Raw genomic sequence first — 19,871 nt, 5'->3', positions numbered from 1 at the left:
CCGCGCTTTGCCGCCAGTCTTGGGCCATGCCCGACACCCGTTTCACCCTGCCGAGCTGGAACACCCTTGCCGGCCTGGCCGACGCCGACCTGCCCCTGTTCGCCACCGCGCTGCTGATCGCCCGCGACGAATACCCGGAGCTGGACCCGGCGCGCTGCGACCGCCTGCTGCAGGCCCACGCCGACCACCTGCGCACCGAAGTCTCGGCCATCGGCGAATGGCCGCTGAAGGTGGCCGCCATCAACCACCACCTGTTCAACGAACTGGGCTACAGCGGCGACCACGACGCCTACTACGACCCGCGCAACAGCTACCTCAACGAAGTGGTGGCGCGCCGGCTCGGCAACCCGATCTCGCTGGCGCTGGTGCAGATGGAGGTCTCGCGCCGGCTCGGCCTGCCGCTGGAAGGCATTTCCTTCCCCGGCCATTTCCTCGTGCGCCTGCCGGTGGAAGAGGGCGTACTGGTCATGGACCCGTTCAACGGCGGCCGCCCGCTGGGCGTGGATGAACTGCGCGAGCGCGCGCGCAGCAACCTCGGCGGGCGCACCCCCGACGACCAGATACTGGCGCGGATACTCGACCCCGCCCCGCACCGCGCGATCCTGGTCCGCATCCTGCGCAACCTGCATGGCGTCTATGCCGAGGCCGGGCAATGGGACCGCGCCGCGCGCAGCGCCGACCGCATCCTCACCCTCGCCCCCAGGCAGAACGACGCCCTGCGCGACCGCGGCATGGCCTACCTGCACCTGGGCCACGACGCCGGCGCGCGCAGCGACCTGGCCGGCTACCTCCAGCGCGAACCCGACGCCGACGACGCCACCCAGGTGCGCGACAGGCTGGTCGGACTGGGCAGCGGGCGCCCGCGGCTGCACTGAATGGACAGCTCCCACTTGAGCCCCTCTCCCTCCGGGAGAGGGGTTGGGGTGAGGGTACGGGCGAAGCCTCTCAACATCTGACGGCACGAGGCTTCGCCCATACCCTCATCCGCCCCTTCGGGGCACCTTCTCCCGGCGGGAGAAGGAAAGCAAAAGCCGCTGGCGCGCCCACGCGTTAAACTGGCGCACCCTTTGCCCCGCCACACCCCATGAGCCACTACGAAGGCGACCTCCGCCCGGCCGAATCGGCCCGTTTCGTCATCATCGCCAGCCGCTGGAACGCCCGTATCACCGACGTGCTGGTCACCGGCGCGCGGCAGAGCCTGGCCGGCAACGGCATCGGCGAGGACGCCATCGACGTGGTGCGCGTGCCCGGCGCGTGGGAAATCCCGCTGGTCGCCGCGCGCCTGGCCGCCACCGGCAAGCACGCGGCCGTCATCGCCCTGGGCTGCGTGATCCGCGGCGACACCCGCCACTACGAACACGTGGCCGACCGCTGCGCCGAGGGCCTGATGCGCGTGCAGCTGGATTTCGGCGTGCCGGTGCTCAACGGCGTGCTGGCGGTGGAACGCGTGGAGGACGCCGAGGCCCGCGCCGGCGGCAGCCACGGCAACAAGGGCGAGGAAGCCGCATTGACGGCGCTGGAAATGGTCAACCTCCTGGAGCAGCTGCCATGAACAACAAGCACCACGGCAAGCCTGCCGGAAAGCCCCGCCGCCACGACGGCATCGACCCGGTGCTGCGCTCGCGCGCGCGCCGCCGCGCCCTGCAGGCGGTCTATGCATGGCAGATTTCCGGCGGCAGCGCCGAATCGCTGCTGGCCCAGTTCGCCCACGAACAGGCGCACGAAGTGGCCGACCTGGCCTATTTCGAGAACCTGCTGCGCGGCGTGCTCGACCACCGCCGCGCACTGGACGAGGCGCTGGCCCCGTTCGTCGACCGCCCGGTCGAGGACGTCGACGCCATCGAACGCGCGGTACTGCGCGTGGCCGCCTACGAACTGCACCACCGCCCGGACGTGCCGTACCGCGTGGTCATCAACGAGGCCATCGAAACCGCCAAGCGCTTCGGCTCCGAGCACGGCCACACCTACGTCAACGGCGTGCTGGACCGCGCCGCGCTGGAATGGCGCAAGGTCGAGGCCAAGGAGTGAGGAACGCGGCCCGAGCGCAAGCCGCTCCGGCCTTCCCTCGCTTCACTCCCCCATGGACGAATTCGGCCTGATCGACCACATCGCCCGCCGCGCGCGCCTGCGCGCCGACGTGGTGCTGGGCATCGGCGACGACGCCGCCCTGCTGCAACCGCCGCCGGGCCGGCAACTGGCGGTCACCGCCGACACGCTCAATGCCGGCGTGCACTTCCCCGCCGAAACCCTGCCGGCCGACATCGGCTGGAAGGCGCTGGCGGTGAACCTCTCCGACCTGGCCGCGATGGGCGCCGCGCCGCTGTGGTGCACGTTGTCGCTGTCCCTGCCGCAGGCCGACGCCGGCTGGCTGGAGGGCTTCGTCGACGGCTTCTTCGCACTGGCCGACGCCAGCGGCATCGCCCTGGTCGGCGGCGACACCACGCGCGGGCCGCTGTCGCTGTCGATCACCGCGATGGGCGCGGTGCCGGCCGGGCAGGCGCTGCGCCGCGACGGCGCCCGCGTCGGCGACGACATCTGGATCAGCGGCATGCCCGGCGAGGCAGCCGGCGCACTGCGCCTGTGGCAACGCGGGGCGCTGGCCGTGCGCGCGCCCGCGGCCGATTCCGGCCACGAAATCCTGCGCCAGCGCCTGCAACGGCCGACGCCGCGGCTGCAACTGGGGCAGACACTGCACGGCGTGGCCAGTGCCGCGGCCGACGTGTCCGACGGGCTGCTCGCCGACCTCGGCCACATCGCCACGCGCAGCGGCGTCGGCGCGGTGGTGCAGGCCGGGCGCGTGCCGTTGTCGTCGGCGCTGCGCGACGCGCTCGGCGCCGATGCCGCGCGCGACTGCGCCCTGCGCGGCGGCGACGATTACGAACTGTGCTTCACCGCCGCACCGGAACGGCGCGATGCGCTGCAGGCGCTGTCATCGCGGCTGGCGCTGCCGTTGACCCGCATCGGCCACGTCGTCGAAGGCCGGGGCGTCTCCTGCGAAGGCGGTGCGGATACCGGGCACGCCGCCGGCTACCGCCACTTCGCGGCGCAATGACCGTGGATGCCGGGCTTGCCCGGCACGGGAGCTTCGCCGGGAAGGCTGCATGCAGGGCAAGCCCCGCATCCACAACAGCCAACCGTAGGTCGGGGCCACGCCCCCGACGCTTCGTGCGTACCGCCGTCGGGGGCGTAGCCCCGACCTACGTACTCACGAAATTCTCGGCGCAACGACCGGGGGTGCCGGGCTTGCCCGGCACAGGGGCTTCACCGGGAAGGCTTCATGCGGGGCAAGCCCCGCATCTACGTACTCAATCCAGTTCCACCATCTCGAAATCGTCCTTGGTCGCGCCGCAATCCGGGCAGGTCCACGTATCCGGCACGTCGGCCCAACGCGTGCCCGCCGCGATACCCTCTTCGGGCAGGCCATCGGCCTCGCTGTAGATGAAGCCGCAGACGACGCACATCCAGGTGCGGAAGGTGGAGGCGGAGGCATCGGACATCGGATAATCACGGCAATACGGGACGGTTGCCGATTGTCCCACTCCCGCCGCCGCACAGGTAGCCATTGCATGCCCCACGCTTCCCACGCGCCCCGCGGCGTCTACCTGATCACCCCGGACGAACCCGACACCGCACGCCTGCTCGCCCGCGTGCGCCCGCTGCTGGCCGGCGCCACCTGGCTGCAATACCGCAACAAGGCGGTCGATGCCGCCACCGCCCGCGAACAGGCGCATGCGTTGCAGGCCCTGTGCGCCGAAGCCGGGGTGCCGCTGATCGTCAACGACGATGCCGCGCTGGCCGCCGAGGTCGGCGCGGCCGGCGTGCACCTGGGCGAGGACGACGGCGACATCGCCGCCGCGCGCGCGCTGCTCGGCCCCGGCGCGATCATCGGCGCCTCCTGCTATGACCAGTTGGAACTGGCGCAGCGCGCGGTGGCCGCCGGCGCCAGCTACGTCGCCTTTGGCGCGTTCTTCCCCAGCCGCAGCAAGGCCACCCCGCGGCGGGCGCAGCCGCAGCTGCTGCGCGATGCCGCCGCGCTGGGCGTGCCGCGCGTGGCGATAGGCGGGTTGGCGGTGGACAACATCGCGCCGCTGGTCGAGGCCGGCGCCGACTTGGTGGCGGTCATCAGCGGCGTGTTCGCGGCCGAAGACCCGGTGGCTGCGCTGCGCGCCTACCAGGCTTATTTTGCGTAGGTCGGGGCTACGCCCCCGACGCACATCGCCGGTTCCGCGCGTCGGGGACGTAGCCCCGACCTACCCATGCTTCCCGCAGGAGCGCATGGGTTACTCCAGTGCCGCCTTGACCGCTTCCGGGTCGGCCAGCGCCTGCACCTCGCGGATCAGGCGCACGGTGTTGCCGCCGAGGATCGCGCTGACCTGGCGGTCGTCGTAGCCGGCGTCCAGCAGCGCCTGCACCACCTTCGGCAGCGCGGTGATGTCCTCGTAGCCGTCCACGCCACCGCCGCCGTCCCAGTCGGCGCCGAGGCCGACGTGCTCCCAGCCGGCCACCTCGATGATGTGCAGCAGGTGGCGCATGTAGTCGTCGAAATCGGCCTTGCGGATGCCGTACTTCGCATCCAGTTCGGCGAGCTTCGCCTTGGCCTGCTCGCGTTCCTCGGCCGTCAGCTCGTGGCGGTCGCCGAAGGACGCGTAGACCTTGCGCCGCTCGGCGCGGTACTCCGGCGTGGCGCCGGTGTCGATCAGGTAGCCACCCAGCGAGTTGACCTGGATCACCCCGCCCTTCTTCGCCAGTGCGCGGATGCGCGCGTCGTCGATGTTGCGCGAGTGCGCGAACACGTCATACGCACCGCTGTGCGAGAGGATGATCGGCGCCCTGCTCAGCTCCAGCATCTGGTCGAACACGGCGTTGGAGGCGTGCGACTGGTCGAGGACGATGCCCAGCCGATTGGCCTGCGCGACCAGCGCGCGACCCTTCTCGCTCAGGCCGCCATGCTCGCCTTCCGGCGCCACGCCCATGCCCGCCGAGTCGGCGAAATCGTTGTGGCCGATGTGCGCCAGCGAGATCATCCGCAGCCCCTGCCTGTAGTAGAAACTCAGCAGGCTGGGGTCGTGCTCCAGCGGGTAGGCGTTCTCCATGCTGATGTAGACCGACTTCTTCCCCGCCGCCTTGATCCGCGCCGCGTCGTCGGCGGTGGTGGCCAGCTCGAAGGTGCCGGCATTGGCCGCGACCATCTCGCGGATCTCGGCCAGCCGCGCCAGGCCGGCGTCGCGCGCCTTCAGATTGCCGGCTTCGTCGCGCGCGCCCTGCCCGGTGTAGATCACCCAGAAACCGCCATCCAGCCCGCCCTCGACCATGCGCGGGTAGTCGATCTGCGAACCGTCGTCCTTGAACGCATGGCGGTCGCTGATCTTCCAGCCCGGCTGCGAGAACAGCGCCGGCGTATCGAGGTGGGTGTCGAGGTTGATCGCCTGCGCCTGCAGCGCGCGGGCATGCGCGGAGATCTCCGCCGGGCCGGTGCCGGCCTGTGCGCCGGCGGCAACGGCCAGCAGCAGCGCGCTCGCCAGTGCACCGGTCTTGAACGTTGCAACGAACTTCATGGCTCTCCCTTCGGGATGGATGGCTCCGGCATTCTGGCACGCGGTGCGGACGCGCCATGCAGGCCATAGGTCATGGATTCCGGTGCGCGTGGCAGGCCCCGGCGCGAAAGCGGACAATGGGCGCAATTCCCCGCACGCACCGATGCCATGTCCCTAAACCATGACCAGTCCCACGCCTTGTTCACCCGCGCGCAGCAGCTGCTGCCCGGCGGCGTCAACTCGCCGGTGCGCGCGTTCAAGTCGGTCGGCGGCGAGCCGTTCTTCGTGCAGCGCGCCGACGGCGCCTACCTGTACGACGTGGACGGCAACCGCTACATCGACTACGTGGGTTCGTGGGGCCCGATGATCGTCGGCCACAACCACCCGGCGGTGCGCGAGGCCGTCGCACAAGCCATCGGCAATGGCCTGTCGTTCGGCGCACCGTGCGCGGCCGAGGTGACGATGGCCGAAACCATCACCCGGCTGGTGCCCTCGTGCGAGATGGTGCGCATGGTCAACTCCGGCACCGAGGCCACGCTGTCGGCGATCCGGCTGGCGCGCGGCGCCACCGGGCGCATGAAGATCGTCAAGTTCGAAGGCTGCTACCACGGCCACGGCGACTCGTTCCTGGTCAAGGCCGGCAGCGGCATGCTGACCTTGGGTGTGCCGACCTCACCGGGCGTGCCGGCCGGCCTGAGCGAACTCACCCTGACCCTGCCCTACAACGACTTCGACGCGGCCACTGCATTGTTCGAGCAGCAAGGCAGCGAGATCGCCGGCCTGATCATCGAACCGGTGGTCGGCAACGCCAACTGCATCCCGCCGCGCGAGGGCTACCTGCAACACCTGCGCGAACTGTGCACGCGGCACGGCGCACTGCTGATCTTCGACGAGGTGATGACCGGCTTCCGCGTCGCGCTGGGCGGCGCGCAGGCGCATTACGGCATCACCCCGGACCTGACCACCTTCGGCAAGATCATCGGCGGCGGCATGCCGGTGGGTGCCTATGGCGGCCGCCGCGAACTGATGCAGCAGATCGCCCCGGCCGGCCCGATCTACCAGGCCGGCACCCTGAGCGGCAACCCGGTGGCGATGGCGGCGGGCCTGGCGATGCTGGAGCTGATCCAGCAGCCCGGTTTCCACGAACGCCTGACTGCCGCCACCGCGCGCCTGTGCGAAGGACTGGAAGCAGCCGCGCGCGAGGCCGGCGTGGCCGTTACCACCACCCGCGTCGGCGCCATGTTCGGGCTGTTCTTCACCGACGAGAAGGTGGAGACGTATGCACAGGCCACCGCCTGCGATACCGCCGCGTTCAACCGCTTCTTCCACGCGATGCTGGAGCGCGGCGTATTCCTGGCACCGTCGGCGTATGAAGCCGGCTTCCTGTCCAGCGCGCATGACGATGCGGTGATCGAGGCCACGCTGGCGGCCGCGCGCGAAGCGTTCAAGGTCGCCGCCCAAGCGCTCTTGTAGGTGTGGGGCTTGCCCCACACGGGGCCTTATCGATAAAGCCCCATCGCGCACCAAGGTGCGCTCCTACGAACAGCCCCGATGATTCCTGTCCTGCACGCACTGCTGCTCGATTTCGACGGCCTGCTAGCCGACTACGATCACCGCATCCACCTGCGGCATCTGGCCGATGCCGCCGGCTGCACCCCGGCACAGGTGGATGCGGCACTGCGTGGCGACGGGCTGGAACTGGCCCATGCCCGCGGCGAACTCGACGGCGACGCGCTGCTGCATGCACTGAACATCCGCCTCGGCAGCCAGCTGCATGCACGGCATTGGTTCGCCGCACGCACCGCCGCCAGCAAACTGCGCCGCGACGCGCTGGCAGTGCTGAAGCAGGTCCGCCCCGGCGTCCGCATCGCCGTGCTGACCAACAACGGCCCGCTGAGCGTGGCCGCGATCGCCGCGCTGCTGCCCGGTTTCGTCCTTCTCGACAGCGCCACGCTCGGCGTGCGCAAACCCGACCCGCAGGCCTATCTCGCCGCCACCGCCCGGCTCGGCGGCGAGCCTGCGCGCACGCTGTTCATCGACCACCTGTTCCGCAACGTGCGCGGTGCCCGCAACGCCGGCCTGCATGCGGACACCGCCTTCCACGCGCAGTCGCTGCAACGCGTGCTGCGGCGTTACCGGATGTTCTGAATCCGCCGGGCCAAGGCCCGGCGCCACGTCGTATGGTGCCGGTCCCTGCGCAGGTGCGGGGTCTGCCCCGCACGGGGTCTTCACCGGAAAGCCCCATCGCGACTGGCGTCGCTCCTGCGAAAATCTGCTCCTTCGGTCAGCGCGCGGCGACGAACGCGGCGATCGCCTCGCGCACGCGCTTGAGGCCTTCGGCCAGCTCTTCGTCGGTGATGTTCAGCGGCGGCACGAAGCGCAGCACGCTGCTGCCGGCCTGCAGGATCAGCACCTGCTTGTCGGCGGCCAGGTCCAGCAGGGTACCGATGTCCGCGGCGTACTCCGGCCTGAGCACCGCGCCGATCATCAAGCCCATGCCGCGTACCTGCTCGAACACGCCGGACTCGGCGCCGATGGCTTCCAGCCCGGCGCGGAGCGCGGCCGACTGGCGGGCGACGTTGGCGCGGATTTCATCCGAAGCCAGCCTGCGCAGCGCCACCCGCGCCACCGCCGCGGCCAGCGGGTTGCCGCCGAAGGTGCTGCCGTGCGCGCCCACGCCCATGACCTCGGCCACCTTGGGTCCGGCGAGCATGGCGCCAATCGGGAAGCCGCAGCCCAGCGCCTTGGCGAGGGTGACGATGTCCGGGGTCACGCCCCAGTGCCAGTGCGCGAACAGCTCGCCGGTGCGGCCCATGCCGACCTGGATTTCGTCCAGCACCAGCAGCGCGTCGTGCTGGTCGCACAGCTCGCGGGCGCGGCGCATGAACTCCGGCGTGGCCGGCATCACCCCGCCCTCGCCCTGCACCGGCTCGAACATCACCGCGGCCACGTCGCCGCCGGCCATCGCCGCTTCCAGCTGCGCCACGTCGTTGAAGTCGGCGTAACGGAAACCGCCCGGCAACGGCTCGTAGCCCTCCTGGTACTTCGGCTGCGCGGTGGCGGTGACGGTGGCCAGCGTGCGGCCGTGGAAGCTGCCGCGGAACGTGACGATGACGCGCCGCTCCGGCGGCCGGCCCTGTGCGGCGGCCCACTTGCGCACCAGCTTGATCGCCACCTCGTTGGCCTCGGCGCCGGAGTTGCACAGGAACACGCGCTCGGCGAAGCGCGAGGCCGCCACCAGCTCCTGCGCCAGGTGCAGCGGCGGCTCGCTGTAGAACATGTTGCTGGTGTGCCAGAGCTTGCCGGCCTGCTCGACCAGCGCCGCCTTCAGCTCGGCGTTGCCGTGGCCGAGGCTGCACACGGCGATGCCGGCGGCCAGGTCGATGAACTCGCGGCCCTGCGTGTCCCACAGGCGGGCGCCCTGCCCGCGCTCCAGCACCAGCTGGCGGGGCCGGTACACCGGCAGGTAGTACCGGGACAGGGACAGCAACGGTTCGGCGACGGCGGTCATGGCGTTCGAGTGGGTGGTTGCGGGCGAAGCCGGCATTGTCCCCCATTGCGACGGCTGCGGCACAATGCCGGGCATGCGCCTGTTCTCCGCTCCCCAGCTGAACCCCGCCAGCGAAACCGGCTGGCGCAAGCGTTGGTTCGACATCATCCACCGCCACGACACCCGCCCCTCGCGCAATTTCGACCTGCTGCTGGTCTACGCCATCGTCACCAGCGTGGCGGTGGTGATGCTGGACAGCGTGCAACGGATCCACCAGGCCTGGGCCACGTGGTTCTACATGGTCGAATGGGCCTTCACCGTGCTGTTCACCGCCGAATATGCATTGCGGCTGGCGGTGGTGCGGCGGCCGTTGCGCTATGCGCTCAGCATCTGGGGAATCATCGACCTGCTGTCCATCCTGCCGACCTACCTGTCGGTCTTCGTCCCCGGCGCGCAGAGCCTGCTGGTGGTGCGGGCGCTGCGCATCCTGCGCGTGTTCCGCATCCTCAAGCTAACCCGCTACATCGAGGAAAGCGGGTTGCTGCTGCAGGCCTTGTGGCGTAGCCGCCGCAAGGTGCTGCTGTTCCTGTCGATGGTGGTCACCATCGCCATCATCGCCGGTGCGCTGATGTACGTGGTCGAGGGGCCCGGCCACGGCTTCAACAGCATCCCGGCCAGCATGTACTGGGCGGTGGTGACGATGGCGACGGTGGGTTTCGGCGACATCGTGCCGCAGACCACGCTGGGCCGCTTCATCACTTCGGTGCTGATCCTGATCGGCTACAGCATCATCGCCGTGCCCACCGGCATCTACACCGCCGAACTGGCCAGCGGCATGCGCAGGGCCGAGGCCGAGGCGGAACGGCACCGCCATGACAACCGCGGCTGCCCCGCCTGCGGCCACGAGGGCCACGAGCCGGCTGCACGCTTCTGCAACCGCTGCGGGCACGGGCTGCCCGAGCCGATGGATCCATAACCCGCGGCGGGCAACCCGGCTCAGTCGAGGAACAGGTCCGGCAGCAGCGGCCGCGACGGATCGACCGCGTAGCCGGACAGGTCGGTGACGCCGGCCTGCGCCAGCACCTCGTCGTCGATCAGGAACTGCCCGCCGAAGCCGGCGGCCGGGCGCGTCAGCACCGCGTGGGCGGCATCGGCCATGATCTCCGGGCGGCGGCAGCCGGCGGCATCGACGCCGGGGATCATGTTGATCGCATCGGTGGCGATCACCGTGCGCGGCCACAGCGCATTGACCGCCACGCCCTGCGGGCCGAACTCGGCGGCCAGCCCGAGGGTGACGAAGCTCATGCCCATCTTGGCCAGGGTGTAGCCGGTGTGCGGCCCCCACCACTTCGGGTCCAGCGACGGCGGCGGCGCCAGGGTGAGGATGTGCGGGTTGGCGCTGCGCAGCAGGTGCGGCAGGCAGGCCTGCGCGCACAGGAAGCTGCCGCGCGCGTTGACCTGCTGCATCAGGTCGAAGCGCTTCATCGGCGTGTCCAGCGCGCCGCGCAGCCAGATCGCGCTGGCGTTGTTGACCAGGATGTCGATGCCGCCGAAGGCATCGACCGTGGCCGCCACCGCCGCGCGCACCTGGTCCTCGTCGCGGATGTCGCATTTCAGCGCCAGCCCGGTGCCGCCGGCCGCGGTCACCGCCTCGGCCGCGCTGTGGATGGTGCCGGGCAGCTTGGGATTGGGTACCGCCGACTTGGCGGCGATGGCGACGTTGGCACCGTCGCGCGCGGCGCGCAGCGCGATGGCCAGGCCGATGCCGCGCGAGGCACCGGTGATGAACAGGGTTTTGCCGGCGAGGGACATGGGCATGGGAACCGTGGCAACAGGGAACGTGAAGAGTAGCAACCGTAGGTCGGGGCCACGTCCCCGACGTGCTTTTCCCGCGGTGCCCGGAGCGTCGGGGGCGTAGCCCCGACCTACTTCCTGGTGTGGAGCCCCCTTTGTTAAGGGGATAGGCAAGGCAAAGGCCGGGGCCCGAAGTTGCGAAGCAACTTTGGGGTGATGGCTCCCGCCTTGCGGGAGCCATCACGCCTTCGGCCCCTGCCCCTCGTTGTCTTCCCAATGCAGGATGCGGCGGGTGACGAAGCGGTAGACCGGCTTGCCGGTGGCGAACCACAGCTCGCGCACCCACGAGTGGCGCTTGAGCAGGCGCAGCTCCACCGGCGTCAGCGCGTCGCGGCAATACATGCGCTTGTGCTTGAGCAGGTGGCGCAGGTCCTCGCGGGCGAGCAGGCGCATCCAGCGCGAGCGCGGGTTGCCGCAGACGGCGAGCTGGAAGTCGATCAGCGCCGGCGAGCCGTCGGCACGCACCAGCCAGTTGGCTTCCTTGGCCAGGTCGTTGTGGGCGATGCCCTTGCGGTGCACCTGCTGCAGCAGGCGCCGGGCGGCGCGGAACCAGGCCACGTCGCCGCGCGGCGGGCGCTGGTGCATGGCCGCGCCCTCCATGTAGCTGCGGTCCAGCCAGCGCCCGTCCCAGCCGAGCAGCCGCGGGGTCGCCGCCATGCCGTCGAGCCTGCGCAGCGCGCGCGCCTCGCGCCGGGCCAGCCACCACGCCGGCAGGCGCAGCCACCACGGCGTGGCGCCAAGGTCGCGGCGCACGAAACGGCGCCCGCCGTCGCGCACCAGCAGGATGCGGCCGAAGCTGTCGGACTTGAGGATGCGGGTGTCGTCGTCGCGGTTCATCACCCCGGCATTTTATTAGACGTGCGCTGACTGGATCATCGCCGCCTGCCACCGGATCGACACCGCCGCCCTTTTATAATCCGGCGATGAATTCCTGGATCGACTCCCTGCTGGCCTGGATCGCCGCACACCCCGCGCTGGCCGGCGTGGTCGTCTTCGCCATCGCCTTCAGCGACGCGGTCATCATCCTCGGCGCGATCGTGCCGGCATTGCCGCTGATGATCGCGGTGGGCGTGCTGATCGGCATGGGCGAGCTGTCCGGCCCCTACGCGGTGGCCTGCGCCACGCTCGGTGCGTTCGCCGGCGATGGGTTGAGCTACTGGGTCGGCCGGCGCTGGGGCGAACGGCTGCGCGGGGTGTGGCCGTTCAGCCGCTACCCGCAGTTGCTGGAACGCGGCGAACTGCTGTTCCGGCGCAATGCCTTCAAGAGCATCCTCGTGGCCCGCTACGTCGGCGCGATCCGCCCGTTCGTGCCGGCCATCGCCGGCATGGCGCACATGCCGCTGGCGCGCTATGCGCAGGCCAGCGGCATCGCCTGCCTGTCGTGGGCGGTGCTGTTCCTGCTGCCGGGCTGGGCACTGGGACAGGCCTACGACGCGGTGGCGGCGGTGGCCGGGCGGCTGTTCCTGGTGGTGGGCCTGCTCGGCGCGGTGCTGGCGCTGGTATGGGCCTCCGTGCTGTACGGCTACCGCTGGTCGGCCGCGCGCATGGACGGTTGGCTGGCGCGCCTGCTGCACTGGTCGCAGCGCCACCCGCACCTGCTCGGGCGCTGGTGGAACGACCTGTTCGACCCGCGCCGGCGCGAGTCGGTGCCGCTGGCGATGCTGGCGCTGATGTTGCTGCTGCTGGGCTGGGGTTGGTTCGCGCTGCTGATGGTGGTGGTCGGCCACGGCGAGCCGCTGGCGCTGGACCTGGCCGTGCACCGCTTCATGCTGACCCTGCGCAACCCGCTGGCCGACTACCCGATGGCGGCGTTGGCCGCGCTGGGCGACTGGCAGGTGCTGCTGCCGGCCATCGCCGCCGGCATGGGCTACCTGATGTGGCGCCGGCGCTGGATGGCCGCCGCGCACTGGCTGGCGGCGCTGGCCTTCGGCCTGGCGCTGACCAAGCTGCTCGGCGCCACCGTGGACGTGGTGCGGCCGCCGGCGGCCAGCAGCGGCTTCGGCTTCCCGTCGGTGTCGGTGACGATGGCCACCATCACCTTCGGCTTCTTCGCGGTGCTGATCGGCCGTGAACTGCCCGGCCGCACCCGCGTGTGGCCGTACCTGCTGTCGGGCATCGTCGCCACCGTGATTGGCTTTGCCCGCATCTACCTGGGCGCGCACTGGGTCAGCGACGTCATCGGCGGCATGTTGTTCGGCATCTTCTGGCTGCTGGTGCTGGGCATCGCCTACCGCCGCCGCTTCAACCGCTCGTTCTGGGTCAAGCCGGTGGCGTGGCTGTTCTACGGCGTCTTCCTGCTGGCGGGGTTCTGGTACGCGCCACGCAACGTGCCGAGCAAGCTGGCCAAGTTCGAGCCGGTGGCCGAGGCGCCGCGGATGATGGATGCCGCGCACTGGTGGCAGGACGGCTGGCGCGAACTGCCGGCGCGCCGCAACGAGTTCGACGACGACCTGCGCTGGCCGCTGGACGTGCAGGTGGCCGGCCCGCTGGCGCCGCTGCAGCATCAACTGGAACGCCACGGCTGGAAGCTGCAGGCCCAAGCCGGTTGGCAGGAGGCCCTGGCTATGCTCGACAGCAAGGCCGCGCCCGGACAGGTGCCGGTGCTGCCGGCCACGCTGGACACCCACGTCGAATCGCTGCTGATGCTGCGCCCCGGCAGCCGGGCCGACGAGTTGTATGCGCTGCGCCTGTGGCCGGCCCCGGCGCAGTTGCAACCCGGGCAGGCACCGCTGTGGCTGGGCAGCGCGCAGACCCTGCACTACAAGCGCCATTTCCGGCTGTTCGGCCTATGGCGTCCGCTGCCCGGCACCGAGCCGGCGCTGGCGGCGCTGCGGCAGGCGCTGGACGGTGTGGAAACGCGCGAGCAGGTGCTGCCGGAAAGCGGGGTGCCGCTGTTGATGATCCGCAGCGAACCGTAGATGTCGGGCTTGCCCCGCATGAAGCCCTCCCGGTGAAGCCCCGTGCCGGGCAAGCCCGGCACCTACGAGATGCGGCCGTTGCCTTCCGTAGATGTGGGGCTTCCCCGCATGGAGCCTTCCCGGTGAAGCCCCGTGCCGGGCAAGCCCGGCACCTAAGAGATGCGGCCGTTGCCTTCCGTAGATGCGGGGCTCGCCCCGCATGGGGCCTTCCCGATGAAGCCCGGCACCGCGTGATGCGGTCGGGCCAGCCCCACCACTACAAATCGGTTTCCGGGGGCGGGTCGAATTCGGGAATCCATGCCAGCAGGTGGTCCAGCCGCCGACACGGGTCGTCCTCCTGCAACAGCAGCAGGCGCTGTTCTTCTTCCAGCGGCAGCAGTTCGGCCAGCCGCCAGCCGACCCATGCGGCCTGGTCCATCTGCGCTTGTCCGGCGCCGGCAAGTTCGCTGCCGGCCTGTTCGAGGATGTGTTCCAGCAGGACCGCCAGCAGTGCGTGCTCGGGTTGCAGTTCGCCGTCATCGTCCGGCAGGCGCCACTCGACCTCGCCGATGACCAACCCGTTGTCGCGCACGTGCGTCTTCAGCACGCGGAAGCGCCGCGCGCCGCGCAGCTTCAGCTGCAGCACGCCGTCGGCGCCCATGTCGAAATCCTCGATGCGCGCTTCCACGCCCCACGCCGCCGGCGTGGCCGGCGCGCCGACCTCCTCGCCCTCCAGGATCAGGCACACGCCGAAGGTGCTGCCCTGCCGCCCGCATTCGCGCACCAGGTCGAGGTAACGCGCCTCGAACACGCGCAGGCCGAGCGCGGCGCCGGGCAGCAAGGTGGCGTGCAGCGGAAACAGCGGCAGCGCCTGCACCGTCATCGACCGCCCTGCAACTGCGCCAGGAAGCGCCGCGGCGCGCCGTCGAAGCCGCCGTTGGACATGAACACCACGTGGTCGCCGGCGTGTGCCACCTCGCCCAGCCGCGCCAGCAGGGCATCGGTATCGGCCACCGCCTGCGCATCGCCACGCACCGCGGCGATCACCTTGGCCGCCTCCCACGGCAGTTCCGGCCGCGCGAGGAACACCACCGCGTCGGCGACATCCAGCGACGGCGCCAGCGCATCGGCGTGCGCGCCCAGCCGCATCGAGTTGCTGCGCGGTTCCATCGCCACCACGATGCGCGCCCCGTCCACCTTCGCGCGCAGGCCGGCGAGCGTGGTCGCGATCGCGGTCGGGTGGTGGGCGAAGTCGTCGTAGACGGTGATGCCGCCGTGTTCGCCGATCACTTCCAGCCGGCGCTTGACGCTGTGGAAGCCGGCCAACGCCGGGATCACCGCCGCGACATCCACCCCCACCGCCGCGCACGCCGCCAGCGCCGCCAGGCCGTTGAGCACGTTGTGGTCGCCCAACAGCGGCCACTGCACGACGCCGAGCGGCTCGCCACCGCGCAGCACCGTGAACCGGCTGCCGTCGTCGGCCAGCTTGCGCGCGCTCCACTCGAACGAGGCGTCGAAGCCGAAACGCTCCACCGGCGTCCAGCAGCCCATCGCCAGCACCTCGGCCAGGTGCGCGTCATGGCCGTTGACGACCAGCCGGCCGCGGCCGGGCACGGTGCGCACCAGATGGTGGAACTGGCGCTGGATCGCGGCCACGTCCGGGAAGATGTCGGCGTGGTCGTATTCCAGGTTGTTGAGGATGGCCACCAGCGGCCGGTAATGCACGAACTTGCTGCGCTTGTCGAAGAACGCGGTGTCGTATTCGTCGGCTTCCACCACAAAAAGCGGTCGATCCGGCAGGATCGACTCCTTGTTTCCTTCCCCCTCCGGGGGAAGGTGCCCCGCAGGGGCGGAAGAGGGTGCGGCAACAGCCCGCCCCAATCTTGCGGAAACCCCGAAATCCTCCGCCACACCGCCAATCAGGAACCCCGGTTCGCGCCCGGCGGCTTCCAGCAAATACGCCAGAATCGTGGTGGTCGTGGTCTTGCCGTGGGTGCCGGCCACCGCCAGCGTGTCGCGGCCGGGCAGCACGTTTTCCGCCAGCCACTGCGCGCCGCTGGTGTAGCGGCGGCTCGTGTCCAGCACCGCCTCCACGGCGGCATTGCCGCGCGAGAGCGCATTGCCGATGACGACCTCGTCGCAATCGTCGCCGATGTTGCCGGGCAGATAGCCTTGCGACAGGGCGATGCCCAGCATCTCCAGCTGGGTGGACATCGGCGGGTAGACCGCCTGGTCGCTGCCTTCGACCTGATGCCCCAGTTCACGCGCCAGTGCGGCCACGCCCCCCATGAAAGTACCGGCAATGCCGAGGATGTGGATCTTGCTCATGCGGCGATTGTCACCGATGCGGCGCCCCGGCGTCCGCTTTTCCCCACTGTCGTGTAGGGAAAATTCCTATACCCGTCGCGGTGTCCGATCCGGACAATGGCCCGGCCAGCCGCAGCATCCCTCAGGTCCTACTCCCCAAGAGGCCCATCCCCAGGGAGCTCATGCTGCGGGGCATTGAGCACGCCCACCTGCTGGCCCCTACAAGACGAACGCCCCGGACCATGCACTGGTCCGGGGCGTTCGTTTTCGTGCACGGGGCCGACCCGGACCGCTCCGGCCGGGCCGGAGCGGCGACGGCATCAGCGCTTGATCGCGACCAGGATGCGGGCCAGCACTTCGTCCAGCGCGCCCACGCCATCGACCCGGGCCAGCGTGCCCTTGGCGGCGTAGAAGTCGATCACCGGCGCGGTGGAATCGTTGTAGACCTGCAGGCGCTGGCGCACCGACTCCGGGTTGTCGTCGGCGCGGCCCTGTTCCTTGGCACGGCCGGCGATGCGCTCGACCAGCAGTTCGGTCGGCACGTCCAACTGCACGATGGCGTCCAGCGGCTGGTCCAGCCGGCCCAACAGTTCACCCAGCGCGTTGGCCTGGGCGACGTTGCGCGGGTAACCATCGAGGATGAAGCCATTGGCGACGTCGGCCTGGGCCAGGCGCGCTTCGAGCATGCCCAGCAGGATGTCGTCGGACACCAGGTTGCCGGCGTCCATCACCGCCTTGGCCTGCTTGCCCAGCTCGGTGCCTGCGGCCACTTCGGCGCGCAGCAGGTCGCCGGTGGAAATGTGCGGAATCCGCAGTTCTTCCTTCAGGCGGGTTGCCTGCGTGCCCTTGCCCGAACCGGGCGGTCCCAACAGAACCAATCGCATTCCTGACTCCCAATATGTTGAGGAAACGGGACGGACAGCGGCGTTAGACTCAGGGGCCCCCTGTGAGCTCATTCACGCTGCACCGCAATATCGCAGCTTACCGCATCCGGCCAATGTCCCGGAAATGTCCCCCGCCCGGAGAGTCTCCCCATGTCCCAAGGCACCTTGCTCTACGCCCAGTCCGGTGGCGTCACCGCCGTCATCAACGCCACCGCCGCTGCCGTGATCACCGAGGCCCGGGCGAAGAAAATCAAGGTGTTGGCCGCGCGCAACGGCATCCTGGGCGCGCTGCGCGAGGAGCTGATCGACACCTCGAAGGAAGCGGCCGCCAGCATCGTCGCGCTCGCCCATACCCCGGGCGGGGCGTTCGGCTCGTGCCGCTACAAGCTCAAGTCGCTGGAGGCGGACCGGGCCAGGTACGAGCGGCTGCTGGAGGTGCTCAGGGCGCACGACGTGCGCTGGTTCCTCTACAACGGCGGCAACGATTCGGCCGACACCGCGCTGAAGGTGTCGCAGTTGGCGAAGGAGTTCGGCTACCCGCTGACCTGCGTGGGCGTGCCCAAGACCATCGACAACGACCTGGCCGTCACCGACACCTGCCCCGGCTTCGGCTCGGCGGCCAAGTACACCGCGGTGTCGGTGCGCGAGGCGGCGCTGGACGTGGCGGCGATGGCCGAAACGTCCACCCGCGTGTTCATCTACGAAGCGATGGGCCGCCACGCCGGCTGGCTGGCCGCCGCGGCCGGGCTGGCCGGGGAGAACCCCGACGACGCGCCGCAGATCATCCTGCTGCCCGAGCGCGCCTATGACGAGGCCGCGTTCCTGACCAAAGTGAAACAAGTGGTGGAGAAAGTGGGTTACTGCGTGGTGGTCGCCAGCGAAGGCATCCACACCGCCGATGGCCGCTTCGTCGCCGATGCCGGCGGCGCCACCGATTCGTTCGGCCATACCCAGCTCGGCGGCGTGGCCTCCTACCTCGCCGGCCGGGTGAAGGCCGGGCTCGGCTACAAGGTGCACTGGACCCTGCCCGACTACTTGCAACGCTCGGCCCGCCACGTCGCCAGCAAGACCGACTGGGAACAGGCGCAAGCGGTGGGCAAGGCCGCGGTGCGGTTCGCGCTGGAGGGGCGCAACTCGGTGATGCCGGTGATCGTGCGCACCTCGGACGCGCCCTACCGCTGGAAGATCGAGGCCGCGCCGCTGTCGAAGGTGGCCAACCACGAGAAGAAGATGCCGGCCGGCTTCATCCGCAAGGACGGCTTCGGCATCTCCGACAAGGCGCGCCGCTACCTGCAGCCGCTGATCCGCGGCGAGGCGCCGCTGCCCTGGGGCCGCGACGGCCTGCCGAAGTACGTGACGCTGAAGAACGTGGCGGTGGCGAAGAAGCTGCCGGCGTGGGAGGGCTGAGCCGAACGCTCGTCGCCCGGCCATGCGCCGGGCATTCAGCCACCGCACCGCACGCTCGCACCACCGGCCACGCGCCGGCCCCACGAAAGGAGACAGCGATGTTCCCCAGCCTGCGCAACGCCGGTCTTGTCCTCGCACTCGCCACCCTTGCCGGAACGGCCCCGGCAATGGCGCACGACGATGGCCGCTGGCAGGGCCACGGCAATGACGACCCCTCCGGCAAACCCGAGTGGCAGGTCCGCGAGGAACAGCGCCAGCGCGAACAGGCCCGGCGCGAACGCGAGCAGGAGCAGCAGCGCCAGCGGCAGGAAGAACAGCGGCGCCTCGCCGAGCAACAGCAGCGTCGCAACGAAGCATGGCAACTGCGTCAGGAAGCGCAGCAACGCCGTGTCGCCGAGCAGCAGCGGCGGCGTGATGAAGCCTGGCAGCGCAGCCAGGAGCAGGAACTGCGCCGCCGGGCCGAACAGCAACGCCGGCACGACGAGGCGTGGCAGCGCGAACAGGAGGCGATCCAGCGCCGCCGTGCCGCGGCGCAGGGCCATCCGGTCGGTCATGGCAGCCATCCGCATTGGGAGCGTGGCCGCCGCTACGACGGCCCGGTCAACGTGGTCCGCGACTGGGACCGCCACCACCTGCGCCAACCCGCGCATGGCCAGCAATGGGTGCGCACCGATGGCGGCGACTACCTGCTGCTGGAAATCGCCAACCAGCTGATCGTGGACATGCTGTCGCGCTGATCGCGATGGCATCCTGCCGTAGATGCGGGGCTTGCCCCGCATTGGGGCCTTCCCGGCAATGCCCCGTGCCGGGCAAGCCCGGCACCTGCGGACGGGCGTTCTCGGAAAACATTCATCCGGCTCAGCGGCAGGGCCGCCCCTCCATCTCCAGCCGTGCCGCGTAGGCCGGCAATGCCGCCAGTCGTCCGGCCCCGGCCTGCTGGCGTGCCTCATCCAGATACACCCGCAGTTGACCTTGGCCATCGCGGTCCAGCGGCTGCTCGACCGGGCGCCGCCAGACCTCGACCAGCGCCTGCTGCCCCGGGCACTCCGCGGCCGGGATCCGGATGCGGTCGTTGAGCTTCCAGCCGCCCTGACCCGGCGTGACCTGCGCGAAATCCAGCCAAGCCGCGCGCGGCTGGCATTGCGCACCGAGACGCACCAGCCGCATGTCGTAGGGCGCATCGTCCTGGCCGGTAAAGCGGCCTTCGATGCGGGTGCAGGCCTCGGGAACCTGCCGCACGGTATGCAGCACGTCCACGGCCTGCGCGGCGGCCGGTGGGCGCTGGATTTCCTGCGCCCGCGCAGCCACGGCCAGCGGCGCCAGCAGCAGGACGGGCAACCACCTGCATCGGTTGTTCATCGGCTTTGCCTCGTTCGCATTGCGGAACCGGAACGGTGCCGGTTCGCCGCTGAACGGCGCGGCAAGCGCACTGCGTCATGACAGTGAACGCCGCCTGACCGCATACTCGCCACGGCTCCAGGAAACGTTGAACACCGCG

General features: G+C 70.3%; 20 protein-coding genes. 11 read left to right on the top strand and 9 right to left on the bottom strand.

Annotation, left to right across the window (positions count from 1 at the left end; all coding sequences use genetic code 11):
* Positions 1 to 26: 26 nt before the first annotated feature.
* The 4 genes from ABB34_RS00575 to thiL all read left to right on the top strand — a co-directional run bounded on the left by ABB34_RS00575 (position 27) and on the right by thiL (position 3,052).
* Complete coding sequence (locus ABB34_RS00575; protein ID WP_057639294.1) at positions 27 to 875, top strand: SirB1 family protein; 849 nt, start codon at positions 27 to 29, stop codon at positions 873 to 875.
* Between the two features lie 209 nt (positions 876 to 1,084).
* On the top strand, positions 1,085 to 1,552 hold the full coding sequence (gene ribH, locus ABB34_RS00570; protein ID WP_057639293.1) for a 6,7-dimethyl-8-ribityllumazine synthase: 468 nt from the start codon (positions 1,085 to 1,087) through the stop codon (positions 1,550 to 1,552).
* Entirely contained in the window at positions 1,549 to 2,028 is a 480-nt protein-coding gene (nusB, locus tag ABB34_RS00565; RefSeq protein ID WP_057639292.1) for a transcription antitermination factor NusB, read from the top strand. Before ribH ends, nusB begins: the two co-directional genes overlap by 4 nt.
* A 52-nt stretch (positions 2,029 to 2,080) precedes the next feature.
* A complete protein-coding gene (thiL, locus tag ABB34_RS00560) occupies positions 2,081 to 3,052 on the top strand; it encodes a thiamine-phosphate kinase (RefSeq protein WP_057639291.1) in 972 nt (323 codons plus the stop codon).
* A 253-nt stretch (positions 3,053 to 3,305) separates the two neighbouring features.
* Here the strand turns inward: thiL and ABB34_RS00555 are convergent, their stop codons facing one another.
* Positions 3,306 to 3,497: a rubredoxin gene (locus ABB34_RS00555; protein WP_057639290.1), complete on the bottom strand. Its 192-nt coding sequence runs from the start codon at positions 3,495 to 3,497 to the stop codon at positions 3,306 to 3,308.
* Between the two features lie 69 nt (positions 3,498 to 3,566).
* Here ABB34_RS00555 and thiE point away from each other — a divergent pair, with 69 nt between their 5' ends.
* Complete coding sequence (gene thiE, locus ABB34_RS00550) at positions 3,567 to 4,190, top strand: thiamine phosphate synthase (RefSeq protein ID WP_057639289.1); 624 nt, start codon at positions 3,567 to 3,569, stop codon at positions 4,188 to 4,190.
* A 90-nt stretch (positions 4,191 to 4,280) separates the two neighbouring features.
* Here the strand turns inward: thiE and ABB34_RS00545 are convergent, their stop codons facing one another.
* Positions 4,281 to 5,555, bottom strand: coding sequence for a dipeptidase (locus tag ABB34_RS00545; protein ID WP_057639288.1), 1,275 nt, complete (start codon positions 5,553 to 5,555; stop codon positions 4,281 to 4,283).
* Between the two features lie 147 nt (positions 5,556 to 5,702).
* On the opposite strand from ABB34_RS00545, the gene hemL reads away from it, so the two are divergent.
* Positions 5,703 to 7,007 (top strand): glutamate-1-semialdehyde 2,1-aminomutase, encoded by a 1,305-nt coding sequence (hemL, locus tag ABB34_RS00540; protein WP_057639287.1) that lies wholly within the window; start codon positions 5,703 to 5,705, stop codon positions 7,005 to 7,007.
* A 78-nt stretch (positions 7,008 to 7,085) separates the two neighbouring features.
* Positions 7,086 to 7,682 (top strand): HAD-IA family hydrolase, encoded by a 597-nt coding sequence (locus ABB34_RS00535; protein WP_057639286.1) that lies wholly within the window; start codon positions 7,086 to 7,088, stop codon positions 7,680 to 7,682.
* Between the two features lie 136 nt (positions 7,683 to 7,818).
* On the opposite strand, the gene ABB34_RS00530 is transcribed toward ABB34_RS00535, so the two are convergent.
* Positions 7,819 to 9,045, bottom strand: coding sequence for an acetylornithine transaminase (locus ABB34_RS00530; RefSeq protein WP_057639285.1), 1,227 nt, complete (start codon positions 9,043 to 9,045; stop codon positions 7,819 to 7,821).
* A gap of 73 nt (positions 9,046 to 9,118) precedes the next feature.
* Here ABB34_RS00530 and ABB34_RS00525 point away from each other — a divergent pair, with 73 nt between their 5' ends.
* Positions 9,119 to 10,000 carry an ion transporter gene (locus tag ABB34_RS00525; protein ID WP_057639317.1) on the top strand — a complete coding sequence of 294 codons (882 nt, stop codon included), beginning with the start codon at positions 9,119 to 9,121 and terminating at the stop codon, positions 9,998 to 10,000.
* A gap of 20 nt (positions 10,001 to 10,020) precedes the next feature.
* Here ABB34_RS00525 and ABB34_RS00520 read toward each other — a convergent pair whose 3' ends face one another.
* Entirely contained in the window at positions 10,021 to 10,836 is an 816-nt protein-coding gene (locus tag ABB34_RS00520; protein ID WP_057639284.1) for an SDR family oxidoreductase, read from the bottom strand.
* 222 nt (positions 10,837 to 11,058) lie between these two features.
* Positions 11,059 to 11,715, bottom strand: coding sequence for a protein kinase family protein (locus tag ABB34_RS00515; RefSeq protein WP_057639283.1), 657 nt, complete (start codon positions 11,713 to 11,715; stop codon positions 11,059 to 11,061).
* Between the two features lie 86 nt (positions 11,716 to 11,801).
* Between ABB34_RS00515 and ABB34_RS00510 the strand changes: the two genes are divergently transcribed.
* A complete protein-coding gene (locus ABB34_RS00510; protein WP_057639282.1) occupies positions 11,802 to 13,796 on the top strand; it encodes a bifunctional DedA family/phosphatase PAP2 family protein in 1,995 nt (664 codons plus the stop codon).
* A gap of 256 nt (positions 13,797 to 14,052) precedes the next feature.
* Here ABB34_RS00510 and ABB34_RS00505 read toward each other — a convergent pair whose 3' ends face one another.
* The 3 genes from ABB34_RS00505 to ABB34_RS00495 form a co-directional block, all read right to left on the bottom strand.
* Positions 14,053 to 14,658 (bottom strand): LON peptidase substrate-binding domain-containing protein, encoded by a 606-nt coding sequence (locus ABB34_RS00505; protein ID WP_057639281.1) that lies wholly within the window; start codon positions 14,656 to 14,658, stop codon positions 14,053 to 14,055.
* Complete coding sequence (gene mpl / locus ABB34_RS00500; RefSeq protein ID WP_057639280.1) at positions 14,655 to 16,103, bottom strand: UDP-N-acetylmuramate:L-alanyl-gamma-D-glutamyl-meso-diaminopimelate ligase; 1,449 nt, start codon at positions 16,101 to 16,103, stop codon at positions 14,655 to 14,657. Before mpl ends, ABB34_RS00505 begins: the two co-directional genes overlap by 4 nt.
* Positions 16,104 to 16,402: 299 nt before the next feature.
* Complete coding sequence (locus tag ABB34_RS00495) at positions 16,403 to 16,966, bottom strand: adenylate kinase (RefSeq protein ID WP_057639279.1); 564 nt, start codon at positions 16,964 to 16,966, stop codon at positions 16,403 to 16,405.
* A 150-nt stretch (positions 16,967 to 17,116) separates the two neighbouring features.
* Between ABB34_RS00495 and ABB34_RS00490 the strand changes: the two genes are divergently transcribed.
* Together ABB34_RS00490 and ABB34_RS00485 are read left to right on the top strand one after the other, a co-directional pair.
* The gene (locus tag ABB34_RS00490; protein WP_057639278.1) at positions 17,117 to 18,373 is read left to right on the top strand and encodes a 6-phosphofructokinase; all 1,257 of its coding nucleotides are present in this window, start codon (positions 17,117 to 17,119) and stop codon (positions 18,371 to 18,373) included.
* Between the two features lie 98 nt (positions 18,374 to 18,471).
* Positions 18,472 to 19,110, top strand: coding sequence for an RcnB family protein (locus ABB34_RS00485; protein ID WP_083490001.1), 639 nt, complete (start codon positions 18,472 to 18,474; stop codon positions 19,108 to 19,110).
* Between the two features lie 121 nt (positions 19,111 to 19,231).
* Here the strand turns inward: ABB34_RS00485 and ABB34_RS00480 are convergent, their stop codons facing one another.
* Positions 19,232 to 19,732: a hypothetical protein gene (locus tag ABB34_RS00480; protein ID WP_057639276.1), complete on the bottom strand. Its 501-nt coding sequence runs from the start codon at positions 19,730 to 19,732 to the stop codon at positions 19,232 to 19,234.
* Positions 19,733 to 19,871: the final 139 nt, after the last annotated feature.

Origin of the sequence: Stenotrophomonas daejeonensis (assembly GCF_001431505.1) — a bacterium.
Taxonomy (GTDB): Bacteria; Pseudomonadota; Gammaproteobacteria; order Xanthomonadales; family Xanthomonadaceae; genus Stenotrophomonas; species Stenotrophomonas daejeonensis.
This window is presented reverse-complemented; position numbering and strand designations above follow the sequence as displayed.

Coding starts and splice junctions, on each gene's coding strand:
- ABB34_RS00575 (WP_057639294.1), top strand. CDS start 27: ATGCCCGACACCCGTTTCACCCTGCCGAGCTGGAACACCCTTGCCGGC.
- ribH (WP_057639293.1), top strand. CDS start 1,085: ATGAGCCACTACGAAGGCGACCTCCGCCCGGCCGAATCGGCCCGTTTC.
- nusB (WP_057639292.1), top strand. CDS start 1,549: ATGAACAACAAGCACCACGGCAAGCCTGCCGGAAAGCCCCGCCGCCAC.
- thiL (WP_057639291.1), top strand. CDS start 2,081: ATGGACGAATTCGGCCTGATCGACCACATCGCCCGCCGCGCGCGCCTG.
- ABB34_RS00555 (WP_057639290.1), bottom strand. CDS start 3,497: ATGTCCGATGCCTCCGCCTCCACCTTCCGCACCTGGATGTGCGTCGTC.
- thiE (WP_057639289.1), top strand. CDS start 3,567: ATGCCCCACGCTTCCCACGCGCCCCGCGGCGTCTACCTGATCACCCCG.
- ABB34_RS00545 (WP_057639288.1), bottom strand. CDS start 5,555: ATGAAGTTCGTTGCAACGTTCAAGACCGGTGCACTGGCGAGCGCGCTG.
- hemL (WP_057639287.1), top strand. CDS start 5,703: ATGTCCCTAAACCATGACCAGTCCCACGCCTTGTTCACCCGCGCGCAG.
- ABB34_RS00535 (WP_057639286.1), top strand. CDS start 7,086: ATGATTCCTGTCCTGCACGCACTGCTGCTCGATTTCGACGGCCTGCTA.
- ABB34_RS00530 (WP_057639285.1), bottom strand. CDS start 9,045: ATGACCGCCGTCGCCGAACCGTTGCTGTCCCTGTCCCGGTACTACCTG.
- ABB34_RS00525 (WP_057639317.1), top strand. CDS start 9,119: ATGCGCCTGTTCTCCGCTCCCCAGCTGAACCCCGCCAGCGAAACCGGC.
- ABB34_RS00520 (WP_057639284.1), bottom strand. CDS start 10,836: ATGTCCCTCGCCGGCAAAACCCTGTTCATCACCGGTGCCTCGCGCGGC.
- ABB34_RS00515 (WP_057639283.1), bottom strand. CDS start 11,715: ATGAACCGCGACGACGACACCCGCATCCTCAAGTCCGACAGCTTCGGC.
- ABB34_RS00510 (WP_057639282.1), top strand. CDS start 11,802: ATGAATTCCTGGATCGACTCCCTGCTGGCCTGGATCGCCGCACACCCC.
- ABB34_RS00505 (WP_057639281.1), bottom strand. CDS start 14,658: ATGACGGTGCAGGCGCTGCCGCTGTTTCCGCTGCACGCCACCTTGCTG.
- mpl (WP_057639280.1), bottom strand. CDS start 16,103: ATGAGCAAGATCCACATCCTCGGCATTGCCGGTACTTTCATGGGGGGC.
- ABB34_RS00495 (WP_057639279.1), bottom strand. CDS start 16,966: ATGCGATTGGTTCTGTTGGGACCGCCCGGTTCGGGCAAGGGCACGCAG.
- ABB34_RS00490 (WP_057639278.1), top strand. CDS start 17,117: ATGTCCCAAGGCACCTTGCTCTACGCCCAGTCCGGTGGCGTCACCGCC.
- ABB34_RS00485 (WP_083490001.1), top strand. CDS start 18,472: ATGTTCCCCAGCCTGCGCAACGCCGGTCTTGTCCTCGCACTCGCCACC.
- ABB34_RS00480 (WP_057639276.1), bottom strand. CDS start 19,732: ATGAACAACCGATGCAGGTGGTTGCCCGTCCTGCTGCTGGCGCCGCTG.